Annotated in this window: 23 protein-coding genes; 9 read left to right on the top strand and 14 right to left on the bottom strand. The window is 49.7% G+C overall.

The features are described 5' to 3' along the window. The first annotated feature begins 40 nt into the window (after positions 1-40). The 3 genes from DFR27_RS01830 to DFR27_RS01820 are packed head-to-tail and all read left to right on the top strand — an operon-like array spanning position 41 to position 3303. Positions 41-1147, top strand: coding sequence for a methyltransferase (locus DFR27_RS01830; RefSeq protein WP_121875751.1), 1107 nt, complete (start codon positions 41-43; stop codon positions 1145-1147). 53 nt (positions 1148-1200) lie between these two features. Next, the gene (locus DFR27_RS01825) at positions 1201-2811 is read left to right on the top strand and encodes a GMC family oxidoreductase (protein ID WP_121875750.1); all 1611 of its coding nucleotides are present in this window, start codon (positions 1201-1203) and stop codon (positions 2809-2811) included. A 12-nt stretch (positions 2812-2823) separates the two neighbouring features. Then, entirely contained in the window at positions 2824-3303 is a 480-nt protein-coding gene (locus DFR27_RS01820) for a 2-amino-4-hydroxy-6-hydroxymethyldihydropteridine diphosphokinase (RefSeq protein WP_121875749.1), read from the top strand. Here DFR27_RS01820 and DFR27_RS01815 read toward each other — a convergent pair. Both DFR27_RS01815 and DFR27_RS01810 read right to left on the bottom strand, forming a co-directional pair. Then, on the bottom strand, positions 3229-3933 hold the full coding sequence (locus tag DFR27_RS01815; protein ID WP_170150743.1) for an SDR family oxidoreductase: 705 nt from the start codon (positions 3931-3933) through the stop codon (positions 3229-3231). The genes DFR27_RS01820 and DFR27_RS01815 overlap by 75 nt on opposite strands. A 569-nt stretch (positions 3934-4502) precedes the next feature. Beyond that, positions 4503-4745, bottom strand: a complete 243-nt coding sequence (locus tag DFR27_RS01810; RefSeq protein WP_121875747.1) for a YebG family protein — start codon at positions 4743-4745, stop codon at positions 4503-4505. Between the two features lie 131 nt (positions 4746-4876). On the opposite strand from DFR27_RS01810, the gene DFR27_RS01805 reads away from it, so the two are divergent. From DFR27_RS01805 to dxs, 3 genes are all read left to right on the top strand, one after another. Then, positions 4877-5107, top strand: coding sequence for an exodeoxyribonuclease VII small subunit (locus DFR27_RS01805; RefSeq protein ID WP_121875746.1), 231 nt, complete (start codon positions 4877-4879; stop codon positions 5105-5107). Positions 5108-5112: 5 nt separating this feature from the next. Continuing rightward, the gene (locus DFR27_RS01800; protein ID WP_245962582.1) at positions 5113-5973 is read left to right on the top strand and encodes a polyprenyl synthetase family protein; all 861 of its coding nucleotides are present in this window, start codon (positions 5113-5115) and stop codon (positions 5971-5973) included. Positions 5974-6086: 113 nt separating this feature from the next. Then, positions 6087-7961, top strand: a complete 1875-nt coding sequence (dxs, locus tag DFR27_RS01795; RefSeq protein ID WP_121875744.1) for a 1-deoxy-D-xylulose-5-phosphate synthase — start codon at positions 6087-6089, stop codon at positions 7959-7961. A gap of 223 nt (positions 7962-8184) precedes the next feature. On the opposite strand, the gene ribA is transcribed toward dxs, so the two are convergent. The 11 genes from ribA to glyA form a co-directional block, all read right to left on the bottom strand. After that, positions 8185-8781, bottom strand: coding sequence for a GTP cyclohydrolase II (gene ribA, locus DFR27_RS01790; protein ID WP_121875743.1), 597 nt, complete (start codon positions 8779-8781; stop codon positions 8185-8187). 65 nt (positions 8782-8846) lie between these two features. Next, positions 8847-10301 carry a cardiolipin synthase gene (cls, locus tag DFR27_RS01785; RefSeq protein ID WP_121875742.1) on the bottom strand — a complete coding sequence of 485 codons (1455 nt, stop codon included), beginning with the start codon at positions 10299-10301 and terminating at the stop codon, positions 8847-8849. Then, on the bottom strand, positions 10298-10792 hold the full coding sequence (locus tag DFR27_RS01780; protein WP_121875741.1) for a phosphatidylglycerophosphatase A family protein: 495 nt from the start codon (positions 10790-10792) through the stop codon (positions 10298-10300). The genes cls and DFR27_RS01780 overlap by 4 nt, the downstream gene beginning before the upstream one ends. A 2-nt stretch (positions 10793-10794) precedes the next feature. Beyond that, positions 10795-11748, bottom strand: coding sequence for a thiamine-phosphate kinase (gene thiL / locus DFR27_RS01775; protein ID WP_121875740.1), 954 nt, complete (start codon positions 11746-11748; stop codon positions 10795-10797). A 3-nt stretch (positions 11749-11751) separates the two neighbouring features. Continuing rightward, positions 11752-12186, bottom strand: a complete 435-nt coding sequence (nusB, locus tag DFR27_RS01770; protein ID WP_121875739.1) for a transcription antitermination factor NusB — start codon at positions 12184-12186, stop codon at positions 11752-11754. Between the two features lie 7 nt (positions 12187-12193). After that, complete coding sequence (gene ribH / locus DFR27_RS01765) at positions 12194-12652, bottom strand: 6,7-dimethyl-8-ribityllumazine synthase (protein ID WP_121875738.1); 459 nt, start codon at positions 12650-12652, stop codon at positions 12194-12196. A gap of 19 nt (positions 12653-12671) precedes the next feature. Then, on the bottom strand, positions 12672-13796 hold the full coding sequence (gene ribBA, locus DFR27_RS01760; RefSeq protein WP_121876093.1) for a bifunctional 3,4-dihydroxy-2-butanone-4-phosphate synthase/GTP cyclohydrolase II: 1125 nt from the start codon (positions 13794-13796) through the stop codon (positions 12672-12674). Between the two features lie 13 nt (positions 13797-13809). Then, entirely contained in the window at positions 13810-14469 is a 660-nt protein-coding gene (locus DFR27_RS01755; RefSeq protein ID WP_121875737.1) for a riboflavin synthase, read from the bottom strand. Further along, entirely contained in the window at positions 14454-15578 is a 1125-nt protein-coding gene (gene ribD, locus DFR27_RS01750; RefSeq protein WP_121875736.1) for a bifunctional diaminohydroxyphosphoribosylaminopyrimidine deaminase/5-amino-6-(5-phosphoribosylamino)uracil reductase RibD, read from the bottom strand. Before ribD ends, DFR27_RS01755 begins: the two co-directional genes overlap by 16 nt. 2 nt (positions 15579-15580) lie before the next feature. After that, positions 15581-16045 (bottom strand): transcriptional regulator NrdR, encoded by a 465-nt coding sequence (gene nrdR, locus DFR27_RS01745; protein WP_121875735.1) that lies wholly within the window; start codon positions 16043-16045, stop codon positions 15581-15583. Between the two features lie 172 nt (positions 16046-16217). Continuing rightward, the gene (gene glyA / locus DFR27_RS01740; RefSeq protein WP_121875734.1) at positions 16218-17483 is read right to left on the bottom strand and encodes a serine hydroxymethyltransferase; all 1266 of its coding nucleotides are present in this window, start codon (positions 17481-17483) and stop codon (positions 16218-16220) included. A gap of 110 nt (positions 17484-17593) precedes the next feature. Between glyA and ppnN the strand changes: the two genes are divergently transcribed. Genes ppnN through DFR27_RS01725 form a run of 3 tightly spaced genes read left to right on the top strand, consistent with a single transcriptional unit; the run spans position 17594 to position 20464 of the window. Beyond that, the gene (gene ppnN / locus DFR27_RS01735; protein ID WP_121875733.1) at positions 17594-18964 is read left to right on the top strand and encodes a nucleotide 5'-monophosphate nucleosidase PpnN; all 1371 of its coding nucleotides are present in this window, start codon (positions 17594-17596) and stop codon (positions 18962-18964) included. A 20-nt stretch (positions 18965-18984) separates the two neighbouring features. After that, entirely contained in the window at positions 18985-19641 is a 657-nt protein-coding gene (pnuC, locus tag DFR27_RS01730; protein ID WP_121875732.1) for a nicotinamide riboside transporter PnuC, read from the top strand. Beyond that, positions 19610-20464: a phosphotransferase gene (locus tag DFR27_RS01725; RefSeq protein WP_121875731.1), complete on the top strand. Its 855-nt coding sequence runs from the start codon at positions 19610-19612 to the stop codon at positions 20462-20464. The genes pnuC and DFR27_RS01725 overlap by 32 nt, the downstream gene beginning before the upstream one ends. Here the strand turns inward: DFR27_RS01725 and mmsB are convergent. After that, entirely contained in the window at positions 20450-21358 is a 909-nt protein-coding gene (gene mmsB, locus DFR27_RS01720; protein ID WP_121875730.1) for a 3-hydroxyisobutyrate dehydrogenase, read from the bottom strand. The two genes, DFR27_RS01725 and mmsB, sit on opposite strands and share 15 nt — an antisense overlap. Positions 21359-21360: the final 2 nt, after the last annotated feature.

Genomic DNA, 21360 nt, shown 5'->3' with positions numbered 1-21360 from the left:
AAGGTACAATAGCCAGCTAAACCTGAGAGCGAGAGTTAGCATGTTCATCAAATCCCCAATCAAAGACTTCCAGTTAGCCCGGTTCCCCACTAATCATGACGCCTCTCTCAGAGCGTGGGATGCGGCGGATGAGCTCGTGCTATCTTGGTTGGAAGAACACTCGCCTGAACAGCCTCCGGCGTTGATACTAAATGATAGCTTCGGCGCAATCGCGCTAGGAAGCGGCGGTCTGATTAGCATCTCAGATTCGAAATTGAGCGCTATGGCTACAGAACTCAACGCCCGCAAAAATGATGTGAATTGTCCACAGCTCCTCGATGCGCTCACACCACTGCCTAAAACCGAAGGCCCCATCATTATAAAGATACCCAAGTCCATGGAGCTATTGGCGTATCAGCTGCGTAAACTCCGAGCTCAACTTGCGGATGGTCAAGTCATCGTCGGCGCTGCAATGGTGAAGCACTTGCCAAAACGTGCGCTCGAATTATTCGAGCAAATCATTGGTCCTACCACGACGTCACTAGCAAAAAAGAAAGCTCGATTACTTTTCAGCCATCTGGATAGTTCGCTAAGCGCTTCATCGCTACCCCAGAGTGCGTTCAGTTATCAGGAGCGTGAATATCAATCCCACGCCAATGTTTTCTCCAGTAAAAGTATTGATATCGGGACTCGATTTTTACTGCAACATCTCCCGCACCTCCCTGAACGGGGCCAGATCGCAGACTTAGGCTGTGGTAACGGAATTATTGGCGTTGAGTGCGCGCTGCGTGCTCCAGAGAGCGACATTCACTTCTTTGACGAGTCGTCTATGGCCATCGATAGCGCACGGTACAACTGGGATCATTTAGTTGGCTCATCACGTGTAGCGCAGTTCAACTGGGTAGACACCTTTGGTAGTACGCCAGCAAATCATTTCGACCTGGTGATCAACAACCCTCCTTTTCATCAGGGGCAAGTAATCGGTGATTTTCTAGCATGGAACATGTTCACTGCTTCACTTCGCTGTTTGAAAGTTCACGGTCAACTGGTTATTGTTGGTAACAGGCACCTTAACTATCACGGCAAATTAAAGAAACTCTTTGGTAACTGTGAAACCATCGCAAGTAATGCGAAGTTTGTTATTCTGAGAGCCACCAAACTCCGTTAACCGAGCCGTGAAACCTTCAATTCATCGGGGCGCCTGACAGAAAGGGGATCTATATGTCTTCATCAGCGTTCGATTACATCATTGTCGGTGCGGGGTCAGCGGGCTGCGTATTGGCTTCACGCCTTAGTGAAGACCCCAACGTGAGTGTTTTGCTGGTTGAGGCCGGTAAGAAGGATAGCAACCCACTCATTCATGCCCCCACAGGTGTAGCCGGCCTTGCTGTCTTAGGACAAGCGAACTGGAAATACAATACTACGCCGCAACCTCAGCTAAATGCCCGCCGCGGCTACCAACCTCGCGGGAAGGTGTTAGGCGGGTCTTCATCAATTAACGCCATGTTATATGTTCGCGGTCAGGCCGAGGATTATGACCAGTGGGCTGCGTTAGGTAACGTTGGCTGGGATTATGACAGTGTCCTCCCGTTCTTCATAAAGTCTGAGTGCAATGACACCTTTGACGATGAACTACACGGTACTGAGGGGCCTTTAGGTGTCAGTAATCCAACTCACGCGAGTGAGCTGAACAATCGTTTTATTAGCGCCTGTGAAGCAAATGGTGTCCCACGAAATGATGACTACAATGGTCACGAGCAGGCCGGAGCACACATTCTTCAAAGAACTATATGGAATGGCGAGCGCTGCAGTTCTGCCAAAGCGTATTTAACTCCTGCCGTACAGCGTAATAACCTCACGATTATGACCAACACCTTAACTCACCGAGTCACCCTAGTTGACGGCAAAGCCACTGGGGTGGTGGTCAGCAGTCAAGGGAAGGAGCGTGTTATCAAAGCTAAGCGCGAGGTGCTACTTTCTGCAGGCGCATTTGGCTCGCCGCAACTGCTAAATTTATCTGGGATTGGTGCTGCCGAGGAGTTAGCTCACCATGGTATTAGTCCGCAAGTTGAGCTAGCCGGTGTGGGTAAGAACCTTCAAGATCATATTGACTATGTGGTGGATTATCGTAGCACGGAAACTCACTCAAGCTTTGGCATATCGCTAAAGGGATCGTTTCAGCTGTTAGGAGACACTTTCAAATGGATTCGCAAACGCGAGGGTAGAATTACCAGTTCAATCGCGGAATCTGGAGCATTTTTTACCACCAAAGATGATGGTGAACGCCCTGATATCCAGCTCATTTTCGTGGTCGGCATGGTAGATGATCACGCACGAAAACTTCATCTAGGACATGGCTTCAGCTGCCACGCCACTGTACTAAGACCTCACAGCAGAGGCACGGTAAGCCTTGCAAGCTCAGACCCAAGCGATGCACCGTTGATTGACCCGCAGTTTTTAGCTGATCCGCGTGATCAGCAGACAATATTAGATGGAGCCAGAAAGATGCATGAAATTCTGGCCTCAGAAGCACTCTCTGAAGGACGAGGCGCTCTGCTTTACCCCGTTAATTACCACGACGATACCGCATTGATGTCCGATATTCGTGCTCGCGCAGATACACAATATCACCCCGTAGGGACTTGTAGGATGGGACCCAATAATGATCCACTGGCTGTTGTTGACAACCAATGTCGCGTTTACGGCGTATCAGGAATGCGTGTGGTTGATGCGTCGATCATGCCGACACTTGTGAGTGGCAATACTAATGCACCCACTATCATGATTGCTGAAAAAATCGCTCACGACATAAAACTTGGATGGACTACCTAACGGACTAACGCTATGTACTATCATGTGAGCATCGGCGGTAACATCCAGCCCGATAAAAATATCGGTTGTGCCGTCGTAAAGTTAACTCAGCTTTTTGGCGAATTGACACTCTTTCCCCGAGTCAGCACTGATGCGGTAGAAATGATCGAAGTGAATGAATTCATAAATACCGCGGCCATCTTTGAGAGCTCGCTGAGCCCCACTGCAGTGAAGGCTATTCTGAATGACATCGAAGTTGAATTAGGCAGAGATCGTGACGACCCTCTTTGCAGCGTAAAGAATCGCTGCTGTGACATCGATATATTTCAAGTCCTAGACTCCCCTCAACCCGACAGCTTTTTGTCGAGTGATGAAAGCTATGTCAAAGCGGTCTTCACCTCTAATCGCCATGCCGCAATCCAGTGTGAGCAATTGTATTTAGGCGATGGATCTACCACCATCAACCTTCAAACTGGACCCAGTAACGAACTGGTTATCAACCAAGTATTCTAGCGCCTTCAAGAGTGGTTCAAAGCCCGCCTCATAGCCAAGAGGAGTTTCTCCGAGCACTCTCGCTCTGTCCGCATCGGAATGCGACGGCAAAAACTTAACCGGTCCGGGCTGAATACTATTTACCCGCACACCTGGCGCCCATTTTAATGCCAATGACTTAGTTAAATTCTCCAATGCTGCTTTGCTCGCACAGTAACGTGCATGAACCGCTCGAGGGCGATCCGCGAAGATATCACTGAGGTGAACAATCAAACCGGGTTGGTCTAGGTTGGTTAATAGTGGTTGAAGCCTATAATTTATCAGTGCTGGCGCTTGGACGTGGACACGATTAAATCGCTCGAGCTGATCCCAAGCGTCGAGTTCTTCAGAGTCTACAGCGAAGTAGGACGCATTGTGGACGAGTAGCTGCACCGAGCTGACTTGCTCCTCAATCTGTTTGAGTGCTGTCAACACCGATGCCTTATCTTCATAGTCACATGCTAGCCAACAAACGCCTTTCCCCACCAATGTATCCAGCTCGGGGCTAGATTGCCTAGATAATGCAATGACTTGCCAGCCAAGCTTTAAATAGTGTTCCGCTACCAGCAACCCAAACCGTCTGCTTGCACCTGACACGACTAGTGTATTCATCTGCATCTCCGAACGCCTCTATCAATTGATCGTATCTTAAAATGGGATAACTGTGAAAAACATCCGTAATTCACGCCTCACCACTCGATATATAAGACCTGACTCCTATTGTGGATAAGTTTTTTTTCGAAAAACTGTACAGCTATATAGTTCAAGCCTTTGTTTTTTCTAGCCTGCGAAGAAATCAAGCTTTTTTTGAAAAAAATGATGCCTCATTTCAATCCCTGATCCGTACCGCCCGTTCAAAAAGGATTTAATCCGCACAATGCGGCAGATCTAGCGAAAAAAGCTATATTTATCAATAACTTAATTACACACAGTTTCTGGGGAAAAGGCTGTTAATAGTTTAGACACAGCCCGCTGAAAGCCTTTAAACACAAGGGCTTGACGCCATTTGATTCAAAATCAGCCACATTAGACACTGTACAAAAATACATAACCGAAATGTAACCAATACAGCAAAAGTTATTCTATGAAACTTGTGTATAAGAGTGTGGATAGACTTAAAAGTTGGGGCGCAAAAACCCTTTACTAAGGGTTTTTACAGATCTGTACACTTTTTGTACAGTTTATTTTATTTCCGTCAGCTGCTCAGGCTTTCCTTTACATGCTGCAATGACGATTTCCGCATGCTGAGCTAATAGTAGGCCAATCTTTTCAGCGTCCTTGTCATTCAAACTTTTTGCTTGCGCTTCAAAGAGATCAGTAAAGCCAGCGGCAAGCTCCAACATTTTGTCATGCTTCTCAGCTTCTTTTTTATCTTCAAACATCTTCCCGTCCCTGTCGCACTTCCACATCGCTATTACGGCCATGAATTTCTCCTCGTTGTCATCGCCCATCAAAGCATCGAGTGTACCAGTATTTGCAGCATAATGGTCCCGCTCTTCGATTGCGCTATTTCACAAAAAATACGACAATAGAGAAAACAGAATGAGCACTTAACATGACCCAGAAGAATGATGCCTTCGAACAAAAACTCACTGAGCTAGAAACCTTAGTCAATGAACTCGAAGCCGGCGAGCTTTCGCTTGAAGAGGCGATGACTAAGTTCGAACGCGGTATCGTCCTTACGCGTGAATGCCAACAATCGCTGAGTGCGGCCGAGCAAAAAGTGTCACAGCTTATCGCGCAGAATGCCGTTGACGAAACGGCTCCTTTCAACTCGGAGCAATAGTTATCGTGACCTTTAAGTCTTTCGCTCAAGATAGCCAAGCGCGTATTGAGTCCTATCTTGACCGTCAGCTTGCGGACGCTACCCTACTTGACGAAGCTATCCGCTACAGCGTGTTTAATGGTGGTAAACGTGTTCGTCCAGCGCTCGTCTACGCAACGGCGCAAGCGGTGGGACTGAGCTTCGACTCAGCCGATCCTCTTGCCGCAGCAATTGAATTGATTCATTCATACTCACTCGTTCACGATGACTTACCTGCCATGGACGATGACGACCTTCGTCGAGGCCTGCCTACCTGTCACAAGAAGTATGACGAAGCGACAGCTATCTTAGTAGGCGATGGACTTCAGAGTTTGGGCTTCCAGCAACTGAGCCTGACTCCTGCCGCAACCATTGGCGCCACCCTCGAAACACTGTGTGAGGCAGCGGGTCCCAATGGTATGGTACTGGGTCAAGCTGTGGACGTTGCATCGGCGGGCTCCGCACTAAGCTATGAACAACTTAGAGCGATGCACCGAGCCAAGACAGGCGCAATGATTGTTGCGAGTTGCCTGTTACCCGCAATCGTCGCTCAGGTTGAGCCAGCAGAATTGGCCGCGTTGCAGCGCTATGCCGATGCCATTGGCCTTGCCTTCCAGATTCAAGACGATATTCTCGACGTCACTTCAGACACCGACACCCTTGGCAAACCGCAGGGATCCGATATCCGCAATGATAAGCCAACCTATGTCAGCTTACTTGGCTTGGAAGGTGCTCGCGCTGAGCTCACTAAACTGCATGCCGAGGCGATGAGCTCGGCCGACGAACTAACGGGCGACTCCGCAGCGCTTCGAGGCGTCGCCGACTACATCGTGAGTCGCGTCCTTTAGGCCACTCGTGCTCAGCAAGCCGACGTTCAACCTCAGGGGCTATTTCATTGCTAGGAAAGCAACGCAAATGGCCTTACAATAGCGGTTTATACCCCCGATAGAAGTTGTTATTAATGTACGAAGAAATCCCTCAAAATAGGCCCTCTACCCCGCTACTCGACTCCATTGAGTCAACGAGTGATTTGCGGGCGTTAGATGAGCGTCAATTGATTATTTTGGCTGATGAGCTTCGTCATTACCTACTCTACAGTGTTGGGCAAACTGGCGGTCATTTTGGTGCCGGTCTTGGCGTAGTTGAACTCACTATCGCCTTACACTTTCTCTACGATACACCTTATGACCGAGTGGTATGGGATGTTGGCCATCAAGCCTATCCTCATAAAATCCTCACCGGTCGTCGTGATGCTATGCTAAGCATGCGTCAGGAGGGTGGTTTATCTGGGTTCCCTAAACGCTCTGAGAGTGAGTATGACACCTTCGGAGTTGGTCACTCATCCACATCTATTGGCGCAGCTCAGGGAATGGCAATGGCCGCTAGATTAAAAGGCGAATGTCGTCGAGCTGTGGCAGTGATTGGTGATGGCGCCATGACGGCAGGAATGGCTTTTGAGGCCTTAGCTCACGCTGCTCACACTAAAGAAAACATGATGGTTGTCCTGAATGACAACAATATGTCTATATCTAAGAATGTTGGTGGCTTAGCCAATTACTTCGCCAAGGTCTGGAGTTCAAAAACGTATATTGCGCTGCGCGAGGGCTCTCGTAAAGTTTTGTCTAAGATTCCACAGGCCTGGGAGCTAGCACGAAAGACCGAAGAGCACGTCAAAGGTATGATAAGCCCGGGAACCCTGTTTGAAGAGTTAGGATTTAATTACGTCGGTCCGCTAGATGGCCATGATCTACCTAGTCTTATTTCCACCATGCGAAATATGCGTGATCTAGAAGGCCCTCAGCTGCTCCACATCATCACTAAAAAAGGCAAAGGTTTTGGTCCCGCAGAACGCGATCCTATTGGCTATCACGCACTAACGAAAATCGAGCCAAAGCGAACTCTGTCGGAGCCCAAAGTCAAGAAATTGAAGTTCCAAGATATTTTTGGCCAGTGGCTTTGTGATAGTGCCGCGCAGGACCAAAAACTCGTGGCCATTACACCAGCTATGTCTGAAGGCTCAGGCATGCTGAAGTTCGCTGATCAGTTTCCCGACCGCTTCTTCGATGTAGCCATTGCTGAACAGCATGCTGTCACGCTAGCAGCAGGGCTTGCGTGTGAGTCACTTAAGCCAGTTGTCGCCATCTACTCAACGTTCTTACAACGTGGCTACGATCAACTCATCCATGATGTTGCAATCCAAGATCTCGATGTTACCTTCGCCATAGATCGCGCAGGTTTAGTTGGTGAAGACGGTGCTACCCATGCTGGCGCCTACGACCTCAGTTATCTTCGCTGCATTCCTAATATGGTAATTGCCGTACCAAGCGACGAAGCTGAAACGCGACTTCTACTTGAATCAGCCTACCAGTACCAAGGTCCTGCCGCAGTTCGCTACCCCCGAGGTGCCGGCACAGGCGTTAGCCCAGGAGAGCAACTCGAGATTGTTCCGGTGGGCAGAGCTAGAACGGTTAGAGAGGGAAGTGATGTTGCCATTCTCTGTTTCGGCACCTTGCTTGCTGAGTGTTTAGACGTTGCGAATTCGCTCAACGCAACCCTCATTGACATGCGTTGGGTGAAGCCTTTAGACGCAGCCGCCATTGAGGCGCTTATTGGTACTCACGAATTGTTAGTGACGGTAGAGGTTAACGCCATAGCGGGTGGGGCTGGTAGCGCGGTAAGCGAACATCTGAACCAACAGGGTATGCCCATTGACCTGTTACAACTGGGGCTTCCTGATCGCTATGAGGACCACGCACCTCAAGCCGTTCAGCTACAGAAGCTGGGCTTAGATAGCCAGGGAATACGTGCCGCTATTGATGCCCGACTGAAACGCTAAGCCGAGCACCAAAACTAAGCACCAAAACCAAGCACCAAAACCAAGCACCAAGTCCGGCGACTAGAAGCCAAGTGCTAACGCCAAAAACTAAAGCCCAGCGCGAAAACCCCGTTACCGAAGCCAACGAGTTACCTTAGCGTGAGCCACGGTCATCAATCGGCTTCGAAGACTTTAGCCCAAACGGGGACTATGCATCATCACTGAACATGTGTCCAAACGGGGGCTATGCATCATCACTGAACATGTGTCCAAGCTTGGCGCCTTTCGTTGCGATGTAGCCTTCATTGTGGACGTTATGACCCACTTTGATTTCTTCACGACCTTCAACTTGGATGCCATATTTTGCCATCGCATCCAGCTTTCGAGGATTATTCGTCATTAGTTTAAGCTTGGTTACGCCAAAGTGCGCCAGCATATCTACACACATCGAGTATTCGCGCTGATCTGCTCCGAAGCCCAGTGCTTCATTCGCCTCTACCGTGTCAGCCCCATCATCCTGTAGGTGGTAAGCGCGAATTTTATTCATTAGGCCAATACCTCGACCTTCCTGACGCAAGTACATAATCATGCCACTACCATGCTCGGATATCCGACGCATTGCCTCTTGCAGCTGCGGACCGCAGTCACAGCGTGCACTGAAGAGCGCATCACCCGTCAAACATTCAGAGTGTACACGAGCCAAAACTGCCTCTTTGGTGTTCAGTTCACCAAACGTTAGGACGACATGCTCCTTCAAAGTCTGAGGATCTTGAAAACCATGAATGCAAAACTCACCAAACTGAGTGGGTAGTTTCGAGGAATCAACGAATTGGACGCTCAAGGGGATATCTCCAAAATGATAGGCAAGCGATTTTCACAGAGGAATCGCTCAGAATAAATAGGTAATTAAAGCAGTGGCGAAGTGAGGTAAGCCAGCTGCTGAAGTAATTTAGTTGATAAACTACGCCTACGCCAACGACTTAAACTAAGCGCACGCGTATCTCTCTGGTAGCGATCAATGATCTGATGTAACTGATGAACGGTATCATCGTGGTAGATCGCGACGGTTAACTCAAAGTTTAACCAAAAGCTCCGCATATCCAAGTTTACCGAGCCGTAAAGTGCAAGATCGTCGTCAATCACTACCAGCTTGGCATGGAGTAAGCCACCATCGAAAACTTCAATGCGGACGCCAGCGGCCAACAGCTCTTCGTAATAGGAACTGCTCGCAAGCCCAACTAGCCGCGAATCATTACGCTTGGGCACAATGAGCGTGACCTCAACCCCTCGGTGAACCGCTGCCTTGAGAGCAGTCACTAAGCCTTCACCTGGCACAAAGTAAGGAGTTGTCATCCTGACACAACTTTGTGCTGAATAGATGGCCGTTAACAACACCTCTTCAATACTATCATTGGGGCTTGCTGGCCCGCTTGGCGCGACCTGACATAACACACCGCCGGAAGGGTTTGGGAGCTCTGACTCTCGCAATCGTGGGAGTAAGTTTCGCCCGGTTTCAAGTTGCCAATCGTTAACAATGACACTCTTAAGAAACAGCGCCGCAGGCCCTTCGATACGAATCATGGTGTCAACCCACTCACCAACTCCCGCATCTTCATTAAATAATATTGGATCAACCAGATTCATACTGCCGGTCCAACCCACTCTACCGTCAACCACTACAGCTTTTCGGTGCACTCGGAGGTCTTGGCGTTCCAACCACAGGCGCCAAGGTAAGACGGGGAGTAACTCCAATACCTTCACACCGTTACGCTCTAGCTGTAGCTGACGCTCGCTGCCTATAAATTTAGAGGAGCCAGCTGAATCTAACGCTATAAAAACCTGTACACCGCGGGAAGCTGCCTGTTCTAAGGACTGAAGGACCGGCTCTACCCGTCCGCGTTCTTCAAGGATGTAGAACTCCATCCAAACACTCTGATCAGCGTCATTAATATCAGCAATCAAAGCTTCGAACACCGGTCCAGCTTCGGTAAAGAGTTTAGTAGCATTACCAGGGAGCAAAGGCATTCCTTCGCGGCTAAAGATAAGCTTGGCAACACCCTGCTGCTTAGCGTTAAGCTCCTGTTGAGTGGCTGGGATAAGCGCCGCCATAGAATCCAGCCAAACTCGATATTTTGTATTTAGCCGTCTGGCTCGCTTCGCACGAAAGCGGCCTAGTTCTAACTCACCAAATACCAAATACGCAAACACGCCGATAATAGGGACCGCAAAAATAACGCCGATCCATGCAAGCGTTACGCCCACTTTTCTTCGCTTAAGAATTAACCGGAAGAGAATAAGAATAACGGTAACGAAATAACCTAGCATGAGCGCCGAGGTTAACCACCCCGTGAAGTCACTCATAACCAACCCAGGTCCACTGCGAAAAAGAGTACCGCAGCGCTGAAAATACCGGCGACCATGTCGTCAATCATGATACCGATTCCGCCGGACACATGTCGGTCGATCCAGCCAATCGGCCACGGCTTGGCAATATCAAAGATTCGGAATAAAACGAATCCTACCACTAAGTTCAAAGCAGTAGGCTCAACAACGGCCAGCGTAATCCAAATTCCTACCCATTCATCTATGACAATACCGCCGTAGTCGTGGACCCTCATCTTAATGGCGCTACGATGGGCACACCAGGTACCATAAACTGTTAGGACAATCATGATCGCTGCAGCCACCACTGGTGACAGGTAATTCACCAGCAGCACAAACACCAACAGGCCAGAAATCGTACCCCAAGTACCGGGAGCGGGACGAATTAAACCTGAGCCCATCCCGAAGGCGACAAAATGATCGAGATCTGTAAAGACTTGCTTAGCTGTGATGGGTTGTGCTGTTGCCATAATTAAAAGTGACCGTATCCAGAGTTCGTACAGATAGTGGCGTTACCATCATCTACGATTAGTAGAATTTCTCGATTTAGATTTAACCGACCTATTCGCGTAACCGGGGTGTTAGACGTCAGGCTCAAAGACTCTACCTCCTGCCGTTTTGAGGCCGGAGCTGTGAACAAAAGTTCGTAGTCATCGCCACCTTGAAACGCCAGTTCGAAGGAGGCATCTCTTCCCACGCGTCCTAGGGCGAGCGGATTAATCGGTATTCGCCCACGATCAATCTCTGCACCCAATCCCGATGATTGTAAAATATGTCGGACGTCTCCCGCCAGACCATCGGACAAATCGAGACAACTCGTCGCAATACCACGAGCAAGACCTTGGCCAAACTCAAGGCGGCACGGCGGCTGCCAATAAGCTTGGTCTAGGGCTGAGAGATTGCCGATGTCAGTGTTATCGATCTCCTCCAAAGCGGCTGCACTGCCACCCAACGTGCCCGTAACCCAGAGGTCATCATCGTCTTGCGCACCAGTTCTTCGCAAGGCTTGACCTGCTTCAACACGACCCATAACGGTTACCGAGATGGTGAAAGGGCCCTGAACGGTATCACCGCCAATAATTGGGGTTTGATAGCGCTCTATTCCCATAGCCACCCCTTCGGCAATCCGACGAGCTAACTCAACATTCAGGTTCGGACAGCTCAGCGAAAGCGTAAATCCAAGCGGTTGAGCCCCCATTGCCGCGAGGTCGCTGACGGCACAGCCAATTGCTCGCGCTACAACCAAGGCATAATCCGCGCCTACTGGAAAGTGTCTTGATTCAACTTGGGTGTCGGTGGAGACCACTAATTCTTCGTTTTCACCTAGACGAATAACCGCCGCATCATCGCCTATGCCGAGCACAACATGCTCGTCGCTGACACTTAGCGGCTTCATAAACTCTTTAATGAAAGAGAATTCTTTCATCGATTATTTAGCTCGGACCTCCGCCATACGGAACTTGGCGGCGGCTTTGTCGAGAACACCGTTAACGTATTTAAACGAGTCGGTTGCGCCAAAGGTCTTGGCTAAGTTAACAGACTCATTAATGACCACTTTATAGGGCACATCTATGCAATGCTGTAATTCAAAGAAGCCCATGCGCAACACCGAAATTGCTACGGGATCGAGCTCTGCAAAGGCGCGATCTAGATAAGGTTCAATGGACGCTTGCAACGCTACTTTTTCACGTGCAACACCGTTGAGTACTTTCGAGAAAAACTCGGTATCAACGGGAGCCATGTCATTATCAACATGAAATTGCGCTTCGATTTCAGTCGAAGGGGTACCGGTAAGTTGCCACTGGTACAACGCTTGAACTAATAGTTTGCGCGCCTTGCGACGCGCTGAGGGAGTTGTTGGCATAATATTTTTACAACTGTTTAAGTAGAGAAACCATTTCAAGAGCCGTTACTGCCGCCTCTTCACCTTTGTTACCAGCTTTAGTGCCAGCTCGTTCAATTGCCTGTTCGATGGTATCCACTGTGAGGACACCGAAAGTCACCGGCAAGGTCGCATCGAGGCTAACGGTGGATAAGCCTTTAACACACTCACCTGAAACATACTCAAAGTGAGGCGTACCGCCGCGTATCACCGCACCCAGTGCAATAATTGCATCGTACTCGCCTGCTGCTGCAACCTTTTTTACAACTACCGGTAGTTCAAACGCACCGGGAACTCGGATAATGGTAATGTCACTTTCAGTGACGCCGTGACGGCGGAGACAACCAATAGCGCCTTCTAGCAGTGACTCAACAACAAATTCGTTCCAGCGTGCAACCACGATCGCGAATTTACCACCGCTCACCAAATTACCTTCAATCGTTTTCATAGACTTGTCTTCCCTCAGTTTAGTCGGCTTGACACGGAATGTACTCAGTAACTTCAAGTCCCCATCCCGACAATGCATTAAATTTGATTGGCGCGCTCATCAAGCGCATTTGTGAAATGCCCAAATCCTTGAGGATTTGCGATCCAGTCCCAACTTCGCGATAGCCTTTAATATTATCAGCAGCAAGTGCTGACGGCGCTTTGCCCTCGGCAACAAGATCGATATCCAGGTCCAGCTCATTGAACGCTTCATCGTGACAAAGCACCACTAGCACACCCTGACCTTCTTTGGCGATACGACGCATTGCTCGCTTTACCGTCCAATGACGATAAGGGTCACTCTCATGCTGAATGCCAAACATGTCACGCACACGAGTGGTAACGTGCACTCGAACCAAATTCGGTTCGTCTTCATTCACTTCACCTTTAATAAAGACTAAGTGGTTTTCGTCACGCGCGCTGTCACGATACGTCTTAAGCTCGAAGTCCCCGTACTGGGTCATCACCCGACGTGACTGAACACACTCAACTGTTTTTTCAGTTGAAGCACGATAATGAATCAAATCGGCGATAGTGCCCATTTTGATGTTGTGTTCCTTGGCAAAGATCTCTAAATCATCGCGACGGGCCATGGTACCGTCTTCGTTCATGATTTCGACAATCACTGACGACGGCTCGTAGCCCGCCAAACGCGCGAGATCGGACCCCGCTTCAGTATGACCAGCCCGACTTAAAACGCCGCCTGGCTGAGCGCGTAACGGGAAAATATGCCCTGGCTGGACAATATCTTTCGCTACTGCGTTACGTGCAACCGCAGTGCGAACCGTATGCGCCCTGTCAGCCGCTGAAATCCCCGTTGTAACACCCTCGGCAGCTTCAATAGACACCGTAAAATTGGTGGTATGTTGAGCTCGGTTGTCAGAAACCATTAACGGCAGATTCAATAGCTCACAGCGCTCGTTCGTTAAGGTCATGCAAATTAACCCGCGCGCATGGGTTGCCATGAAATTAATATCTTCAGGACGAACTTGCTCGCTCGCGATAATTAGATCGCCTTCATTCTCACGATCTTCGTCATCCATAAGAATAACCATTTTACCCTGACGAATATCTTCAATCAGTTCAGGTACAGTGCTCATTGGCATGTTAATCACAACCTCAATTTTTAATAAAGCCAGCGTGGCGCAAGCTATCAAGCGTTACCCCACTGCTACGATTTTGTTCCTTTGGGCTTAATAATAGACGCTCTAAATAGCGAGCTATCATATCTACCTCAATATTCACCAAATCACCCACTTGGTAGTTTGCGATCTGGGTTTTCTCAGCCGTATGCGGAACAATGGTAAGTCGGCATTGCTGCTCGGACACATCATTCACTGTCAAACTCACACCATCCACACAGATGGAACCTTTGTGAGCAACGTATCGCGCTAGCTCCATGGGCAAACTCAGGTGATAGTCCCAAGCTCGACCATCACGATTTATCTCGATAATCTTGGCGGTTCCGTCAACGTGCCCTGAAACCATGTGGCCTCCGAAGCGGGTAGTTGGCAACATCGCTTTTTCCAAGTTCACGCGAGTACCGATTGCCAAGTTCGCAAGCGTACTCAGCGCAAGCGTTTCATTCGAGACATCGGCACTAAAATAGTCCGTACCAAATTCGACAACCGTGAGGCACACACCATTCGTTGCAATACTGTCGCCCAACTTCACATCAGCGAAATCAAGTGTACTCGAACGAATTCGAAGACGGGCATCACCGCCGCGACTCTGACGCTGTTCAATTACGCCGTCGGCTTCTACTAGACCGGTAAACATACGGCCCCCTCAGCAAGTTGGATTCCAAAGCGCAGATCATCCCCTATTGTGCGAACTTCTGCTATATCGAGATTTACTGACTCCGACATCTTTTCGAACGGCAAGCGCAACAGTGGATTAGCACTAGACCCCAGCAATTTGGGGGCCATATACAGATACCAACAATCAACTAAACCGGCAGCCAGGAAAGCACCTGATAGCGTAGGACCGGCTTCCACAAGCACCTGATTACATTGCCTCTGTGCCAATAGCTCTAGTACGGCCAACAGCGGCAATCGCCCGTTTTCAAGCGGAAGACTCACACGCTCTACACCAGAGATCACTCTATCTACCTCGGTGCCGGTGATCCAAAGTGTTGGCGCCTCACCCCTACAGATAGCCGCGTCCGCTGATAATCGACCGTGAGAATCTAGCACAACTCGCAAGGGCGGGTTGGCCATTAACCAATCTAAGCTGTTCTCATCAATAGTTAGCTCTTCGCGGCGAAGTGTCAGCCGAGAATCATCCTGAAGGACCGAATCTACACCGGTAATAATGGCCGAACTTAATGCGCGCAGCTTTTGCACATCAGCTCGGGCGGCGGGGCCGGTAATCCACTTGGACTCCCCCGAGGCCATCGCGGTTCGCCCATCTACTGAAGAGGCCGACTTCATCACCACGAAAGGTAATTGGCAGCGAGCGCGTTTAAGAAAGCCTGGATTGATCGCCTCGGCCTGCGGCTGCATCAGCGGACCATCTACTCGAATTCCAGCTAGTCTAAGTTTGTCCAACCCAGCCCCGGCAACTTGTTCGTGAGGGTCAATACCGGCAAAGACCACTCTACTCACGCCCGCTTCAATCAACGCGTCGGCGCATGGCGATGTGCGACCAGTATGACTACAAGGCTCTAAGCTCACGTATGCTGTTGCGCCGGCTGCGAGCTTAGCGGCTGCGGCCAGCGCCACACGCTCGGCGTGAAGACCGCCTGCCGGCTGGGTATGACCTTCACCAACGACTTCGCCGTCAACGACTAACAGACAGCCTACCGAGGGATTTGGGCGAGTAATGAAGCGTCCTTGGCGCGCTATCTGAATTGCACGCGACATAAATTTATGATCAGCGGTATCCATGATTACTTGGCCAGTTCTGCTCGTTTTAGCTCGTCCAGCTCGGCTTGGAATTCGTCAATATTTTGGAAGCTTAGGTATACCGAGGCATAGCGAATATAGGCGACTTTATCCAACTTCTTGAGCTCGAGCATAACGCGTTCGCCGATGCGAATAGACTGAAGTTCACGCTCGCCGGTGGCCTGAAGGTAATGTTTAATATTGTTGATGGCGGTTTCAATATCTTCGGTAGCAACGGGGCGTTTTTCCAGTGCCCGCATCATGCCTGCGCGAAGCTTCAGTTCATCAAAGGGCTGACGAGAACCATCTTGCTTAACAACGCTGGGCATTAACAGCTCAGCAGTTTCATAGGAAGTGAATCGATCGTGGCACGACATACATTCGCGGCGACGGCGAACCTGATCACCTTCGGCAACTAAGCGCGAATCAACAACTTTTGTTTCTTCTGCTTTGCAAAATGGACAACGCATGTGTGTACCCTAACGATTTATAAAGAACAGCGCGCATTGTAGCACAGATTTTAATCAGGCAAAGCCCCGTAAAAGCTGGCCCCAGCAACAACAAACCCCATCATTTCTGACAGGGTTTGATGAGTTTCTAAGCGCTACGCTTGCAGCGCTAACGACCAGTAATCGGCAGTTATTAGTCCGCGTAGACTGGGAACTGCGCGCACAGCGCTTTCACTTTTTCGCGAACTTCTGGGATAACTGTCTCGGACGTACCCTGCTCTAACGAGTCTAAGACATCAACAATCCAGTGACTCAATTGAGCGGTTTCCTGCTCTTTGAAGCCACGAGTAGTGATGGCTGGTGTACCAAGACGAAGACCTGAAGTAACGAATGGCGAACGTGGGTCATTCGGTACGGAGTTCTTATTCACCGTAATGAAAGCTTCACCCAACGCCGCGTCAGCATCCTTACCCGTGTAAGCTTTACCAATCAGATCAACCAACAACAAATGGTTCTGCGTGCCGCCGGAAACAATCTTGATACCGCGCTCCTGAATGGTTGTTGCCATAACGTTAGCGTTGATCATGACTTGCTTTTGATACGCCTTGTAGTCATCGCCCATAGCTTCTTTAAAGCAAACTGCCTTACCGGCAATAACGTGCATAAGAGGGCCACCTTGACCACCTGGGAATACCGCTGAATTAAATTTCTTTTCAAGTTCAGCATTGGCACGCGCCAGAATAAGCCCACCACGTGGACCGCGAAGCGTTTTGTGAGTAGTGGTAGTCACCACATCAGCGAATGGCACTGGGTTCGGATAAAGGCCGGCAGCAATTAATCCTGCCACATGCGCCATGTCAACGAAGAGATAAGCACCTACCTTATCAGCAATCTCTCGGAACTTAGCCCAATCAACCACTCCGGAATAGGCCGAGAAGCCCGCGATAATCATCTTCGGTTTGTGCTCAATTGCTAAAGCTTCAACCTCAGCGTAATCTATTTCTCCAGTCGCCTCGCTTAAACCATATTGCACGGCGTTGTAGATCTTACCGGAAAAGTTAACGCTAGAACCGTGTGTTAAGTGACCGCCATGAGCTAGGCTCATACCCAGTACAGTGTCACCGGCGTTAAGCAGCGCCTGAAATACGGCTGAGTTTGCCTGTGAACCCGAGTGTGGCTGAACGTTCGCGTAATCAGCACCAAACAACTCCTTGGCACGATTAATAGCAAGATCTTCAGCAATATCAACAAACTCACAACCACCGTAGTAGCGTTTGTGAGGGTAACCTTCAGCATACTTGTTGGTCAGCACAGAACCCTGCGCCTCCATGACACGTGGACTGGTGTAGTTTTCCGAAGCAATCAATTCAATGTGATGTTCTTGACGCTCACGCTCTGACTCCATTGATGCAAATAGCTCAGGGTCGAAGTCGGCGATAGACATGGACTTTTTAAACATAATGTTTCCTCGTGTTTCGTATCGTAAACAAACTATCACATAGTCTACGTATAGTGAAGGTTGGCGTTAGTCTAAACTGAACAAATTAAATGAACAAAGTAGGAGTGAATATGACCACAAAAAAAATACCCTCCACCATTGTCAGCCCTGAGGGCACGCTGGAACACCTCTCTGCAATGGAAGTAGATGAGTTAACCAGAACAAAGTTCGACCACCCCATTTATACACTGTTTCGCCAATGTGCTCTGGCGGTGCTCAATGCTGGCGCTCAAACCGATTCAGTGGAAGATCTCATGGCTGAATTTGCCGACTTTGAGATTCATTTCGTCCGCCAAGACCGTGGCATTCGCCTCCACCTCATTAATGCGCCTGGCGATGCCTTTGTAGACGGCAAGATGATTCATGGGGTTCGAAAGTTACTCTTCTCGGTATTACGGGATGTCTTGTACGTCCGCCATCAGTTTGATCTCAACGAAAACGCTACGAATATTGGTGAGCTGTTGAGTGATGGTGTCTATAGGGTTGTACGCAACGCCGGCGTACTCCGAACTGGTATGCAACACGGATTAGTCGTCTGCTGGGGTGGCCACTCTATTGGCACAGAAGAATATAAATTTTGTAAAAGAGTAGGCTATCAACTTGGGCTCCGAAACCTAGGCATTATCACTGGGTGCGGCCCCGGTGCAATGAAAGCCCCCATGAAAGGAGCGGCAATTGGGCATGCTAAACAACAGCATGAACCACGTCGTTACATCGGCCTAACCGAAAACTCGATTATTGCGGCTGAACCACCTAACGCAATTGTTAATGAACTCGTCATCATGCCGGATATTGAGAAGCGCCTCGAAGCGTTTGTCCGAGTTGGCCATGGATTGATTGTCTTCCCGGGCGGGCCTGGTACCGCCGAGGAAATTCTTTATGCCCTGGCTCTCAAACTCCACCCCAAGAATGCCAACTTACAGCTTCCGCTCATCTTCGCAGCGGGCGAGTCGAGTCGCGGTTACTTTGATGCGATGGATACTTTCCTTCGCAAGGCACTTGGTGATGATATTGCCCAACATTACCAACTCATTGTTGGTAATCCTGAAGCCATTGCACGTGAGATGCGCGAGGCCGTTACGAATGTGATGGATTACCGATGTGAACAAAATGACAGTTTCTCCTATAACTGGGGACTTCATATTCCCGAGGCACTGCAGACGCCATTCATCGCCACCCATGACTCCATGGCAGAACTGGACCTGCATCTGAGCCGTGAACCCTACGAGCTCGCTGTCGAGTTGCGACGTGTCTTCTCCGGCGTTGTGTCAGGAAACATTAAAGAAGCCGGCATACGCGCCGTTAGAGACCACGGTCCATTCCAACTCAGCGGCGATCAGGCACTCATGGATACTATCGACCAGCTACTCCAAAGCATGGTCGCGGAAGGGCGCATGAAAATAGCGGGCGACTACATCCCCTGCTATGAGATTCGCAGTTAAACGGCAGGGGCTTTACCTCAGTGCTGATTGACTCGTACAATCAGCACTCATTAAAACTTGAGGATAGGCAGTTGCTTGAAGAACTCATCCAGCAGTTTGGCGTGATGCAAGGAGCAGAGCTTATCGCGCTCTTTTTGGCGGTGGCGTACGTAGTACTTGCAGCCAAAAAAAGTCAGTGGTGTTGGCCCGCTGCGGCGATCTCTACGGCAATTTATACCGCCTTATTCTGGCACGTTTCATTAGTGTCGGAGTCACTACTCAATGGCTACTACCTTGTCATGGCAGCCTGGGGATGGTGGAATTGGCGTAGCCAAGAGGCAACCAGTTTCATCTCTGAACAACGTTCTCTTCAGTGGCACAGCATTGCTATCTTAGCATGCACGCTTGCGGCGTTAGCATGGGGTTACACCGCAGAACGCTGGCTGAGCGCTGAGTTGGCTTACTTTGATGCCGCCACCACAACTTTCGCTATCTTTGCCACTTGGATGCTTACCCAGAAAATTCGCGCTAACTGGCTGTATTGGATTGTCATTAACCTTGCTAGCATCCTTCTTTATCAGGCAAAAGGCCTCTATATCACCAGTCTACTGATGATGATCTATACAGTGATGGCAATCGTTGGTTGGTACAGTTGGAAACGAGACGATGACAGACACCTTTCTCCAGCAGGGGCTTAGCGAACTTCACCCTACGCTGGCTCAATGCCGCGTAGAGTTCAGCCTTTCTGGCACCGCTAACCAAGTGTTTAAAGCACGCGTAGGCGAACAATTGCTCGCCGTTAGAATGATGTCCGTGGTTCGCGATGCGGCTACACCGAGAAAGGCTGAGCACGAAGTCTGGCTAACACTTCAGCACCGCGATCTCGCGCCCGAGCTCTTCCATTGGGATAGCAACCATCAATTCTGTATTGCCAAATGGATTGATTCGGCAGGCGTGCCGTTAGCGAATGAGCTTATTCAGCTTCTCGTTAAGCTTCATACTAGTCCGATACCAGCATCTTGTCCCAAGATAGATTTACTTATGGGAAGCAAGCTGTACCTGGACGAATTAGCACTTCCGATTAAGCCCTTCATTGATCATTTTCAAAGACTTCTCAATGCTCTTGCGCTGAGTCAGCTAAGTCATAGCTTGTGCCATAATGATTTAGTGGCCGGGAACATCATCAAAGACGGTAGCCAGCTATGGCTTATCGACTTTGAATACAGCGGTATCAACCACCCCTACTTCGATCTCTGTAGCAGTTGGAATAGCTTCATTAACGCTGACGAGTCGCTCAACGCGTTTGCTCAGAGATATTTAGTGGCGATTGGTGAAGAATTTAACGACACCGAGCAAGCTGCCTTAGCGGCAGCACACGAGCTCAGTTTATGGGTTGGATTGTTGTGGGCCTTAGCTAAGCAACCAAGCTGGCAAGAAGATTATAGAAAGCCGCTGAGCGAGATTGATAATTCCGTCACTCAACAGCTTCTACATTCACTCATGCAGCTAGCTATCCTCTGACTGATCAAGCTCGCCGCTATAGTGACGGACTATCCCCGAGAAATCATCGCCTAACGCCGACTCCTGTGCAGCAACCAATGCCGCATACTGTTCGCTAGCACACCTTCCCATAGGCGTCTCGGAACCAGATTGCGCAGCCAACGCTAATGCCAAGCCCAAGTCCTTTTGCATGAGTGCGGTCCCGAAGCCACCCTGATAGCCGTTGGCTGCCGGCACACCGTCCATCACGCCAGGCCAAGGATTATACTTCTCCAAGACCCAATTATTACCTGAACTCGCCTTCATAATGTCGGAGAGTACGGCTGGGTCTAAGCCATTATCCACCCCAAAACTTAGCGCTTCGGAGGTCCCGGTCATGAGTACGGCCAGCAACATATTATTAACGATCTTTGCGATTTGACCCGCTCCTGCCGCGCCCGCGTGGAAAACGTTCGCCCCCATAACCTGAAGCAATGGTGTAGCGCGCTTAATAGCGTCTTCACTCCCACCACAGATAAAGCTCAACGTGCCCGCTTTGGCGCCCGCGGTACCGCCGGATACTGGCGCATCAACAACACTCACACCAAGCGCCTCACCCGCGCTATGGAGATTTTTAGCCGCCTCGGCACTAATCGTTGAGCAATCCACCACCAGCGTATCCTTCGCTAGTGACTCCAGCAATCCAGAGTCTAAGTACACGGACTGCACCGCTGCATCACTCGGCAACATCGTGATAATGGCATCACAACCATCCAACGCCGACAGTGCCGACGCGGCGGTTTCCAAACCCTGATCCGCCGCCTTGGCGAGTAACGCTTTACTCATGTCCACCGCAACAACCTGCTGGCCTGACTTGTGCAGGTTAATCGCCATAGGAAGGCCCATGTTACCAATACCGACAAACAATACTTTCATGG

The sequence above is a fragment of the Umboniibacter marinipuniceus genome (assembly GCF_003688415.1).
In the GTDB taxonomy this organism is placed as follows: domain Bacteria; phylum Pseudomonadota; class Gammaproteobacteria; order Pseudomonadales; family DSM-25080; genus Umboniibacter; species Umboniibacter marinipuniceus.
The sequence above is the reverse complement of the archived record's forward strand: the minus strand, read 5'-3'. Positions and strand labels throughout refer to the sequence as shown.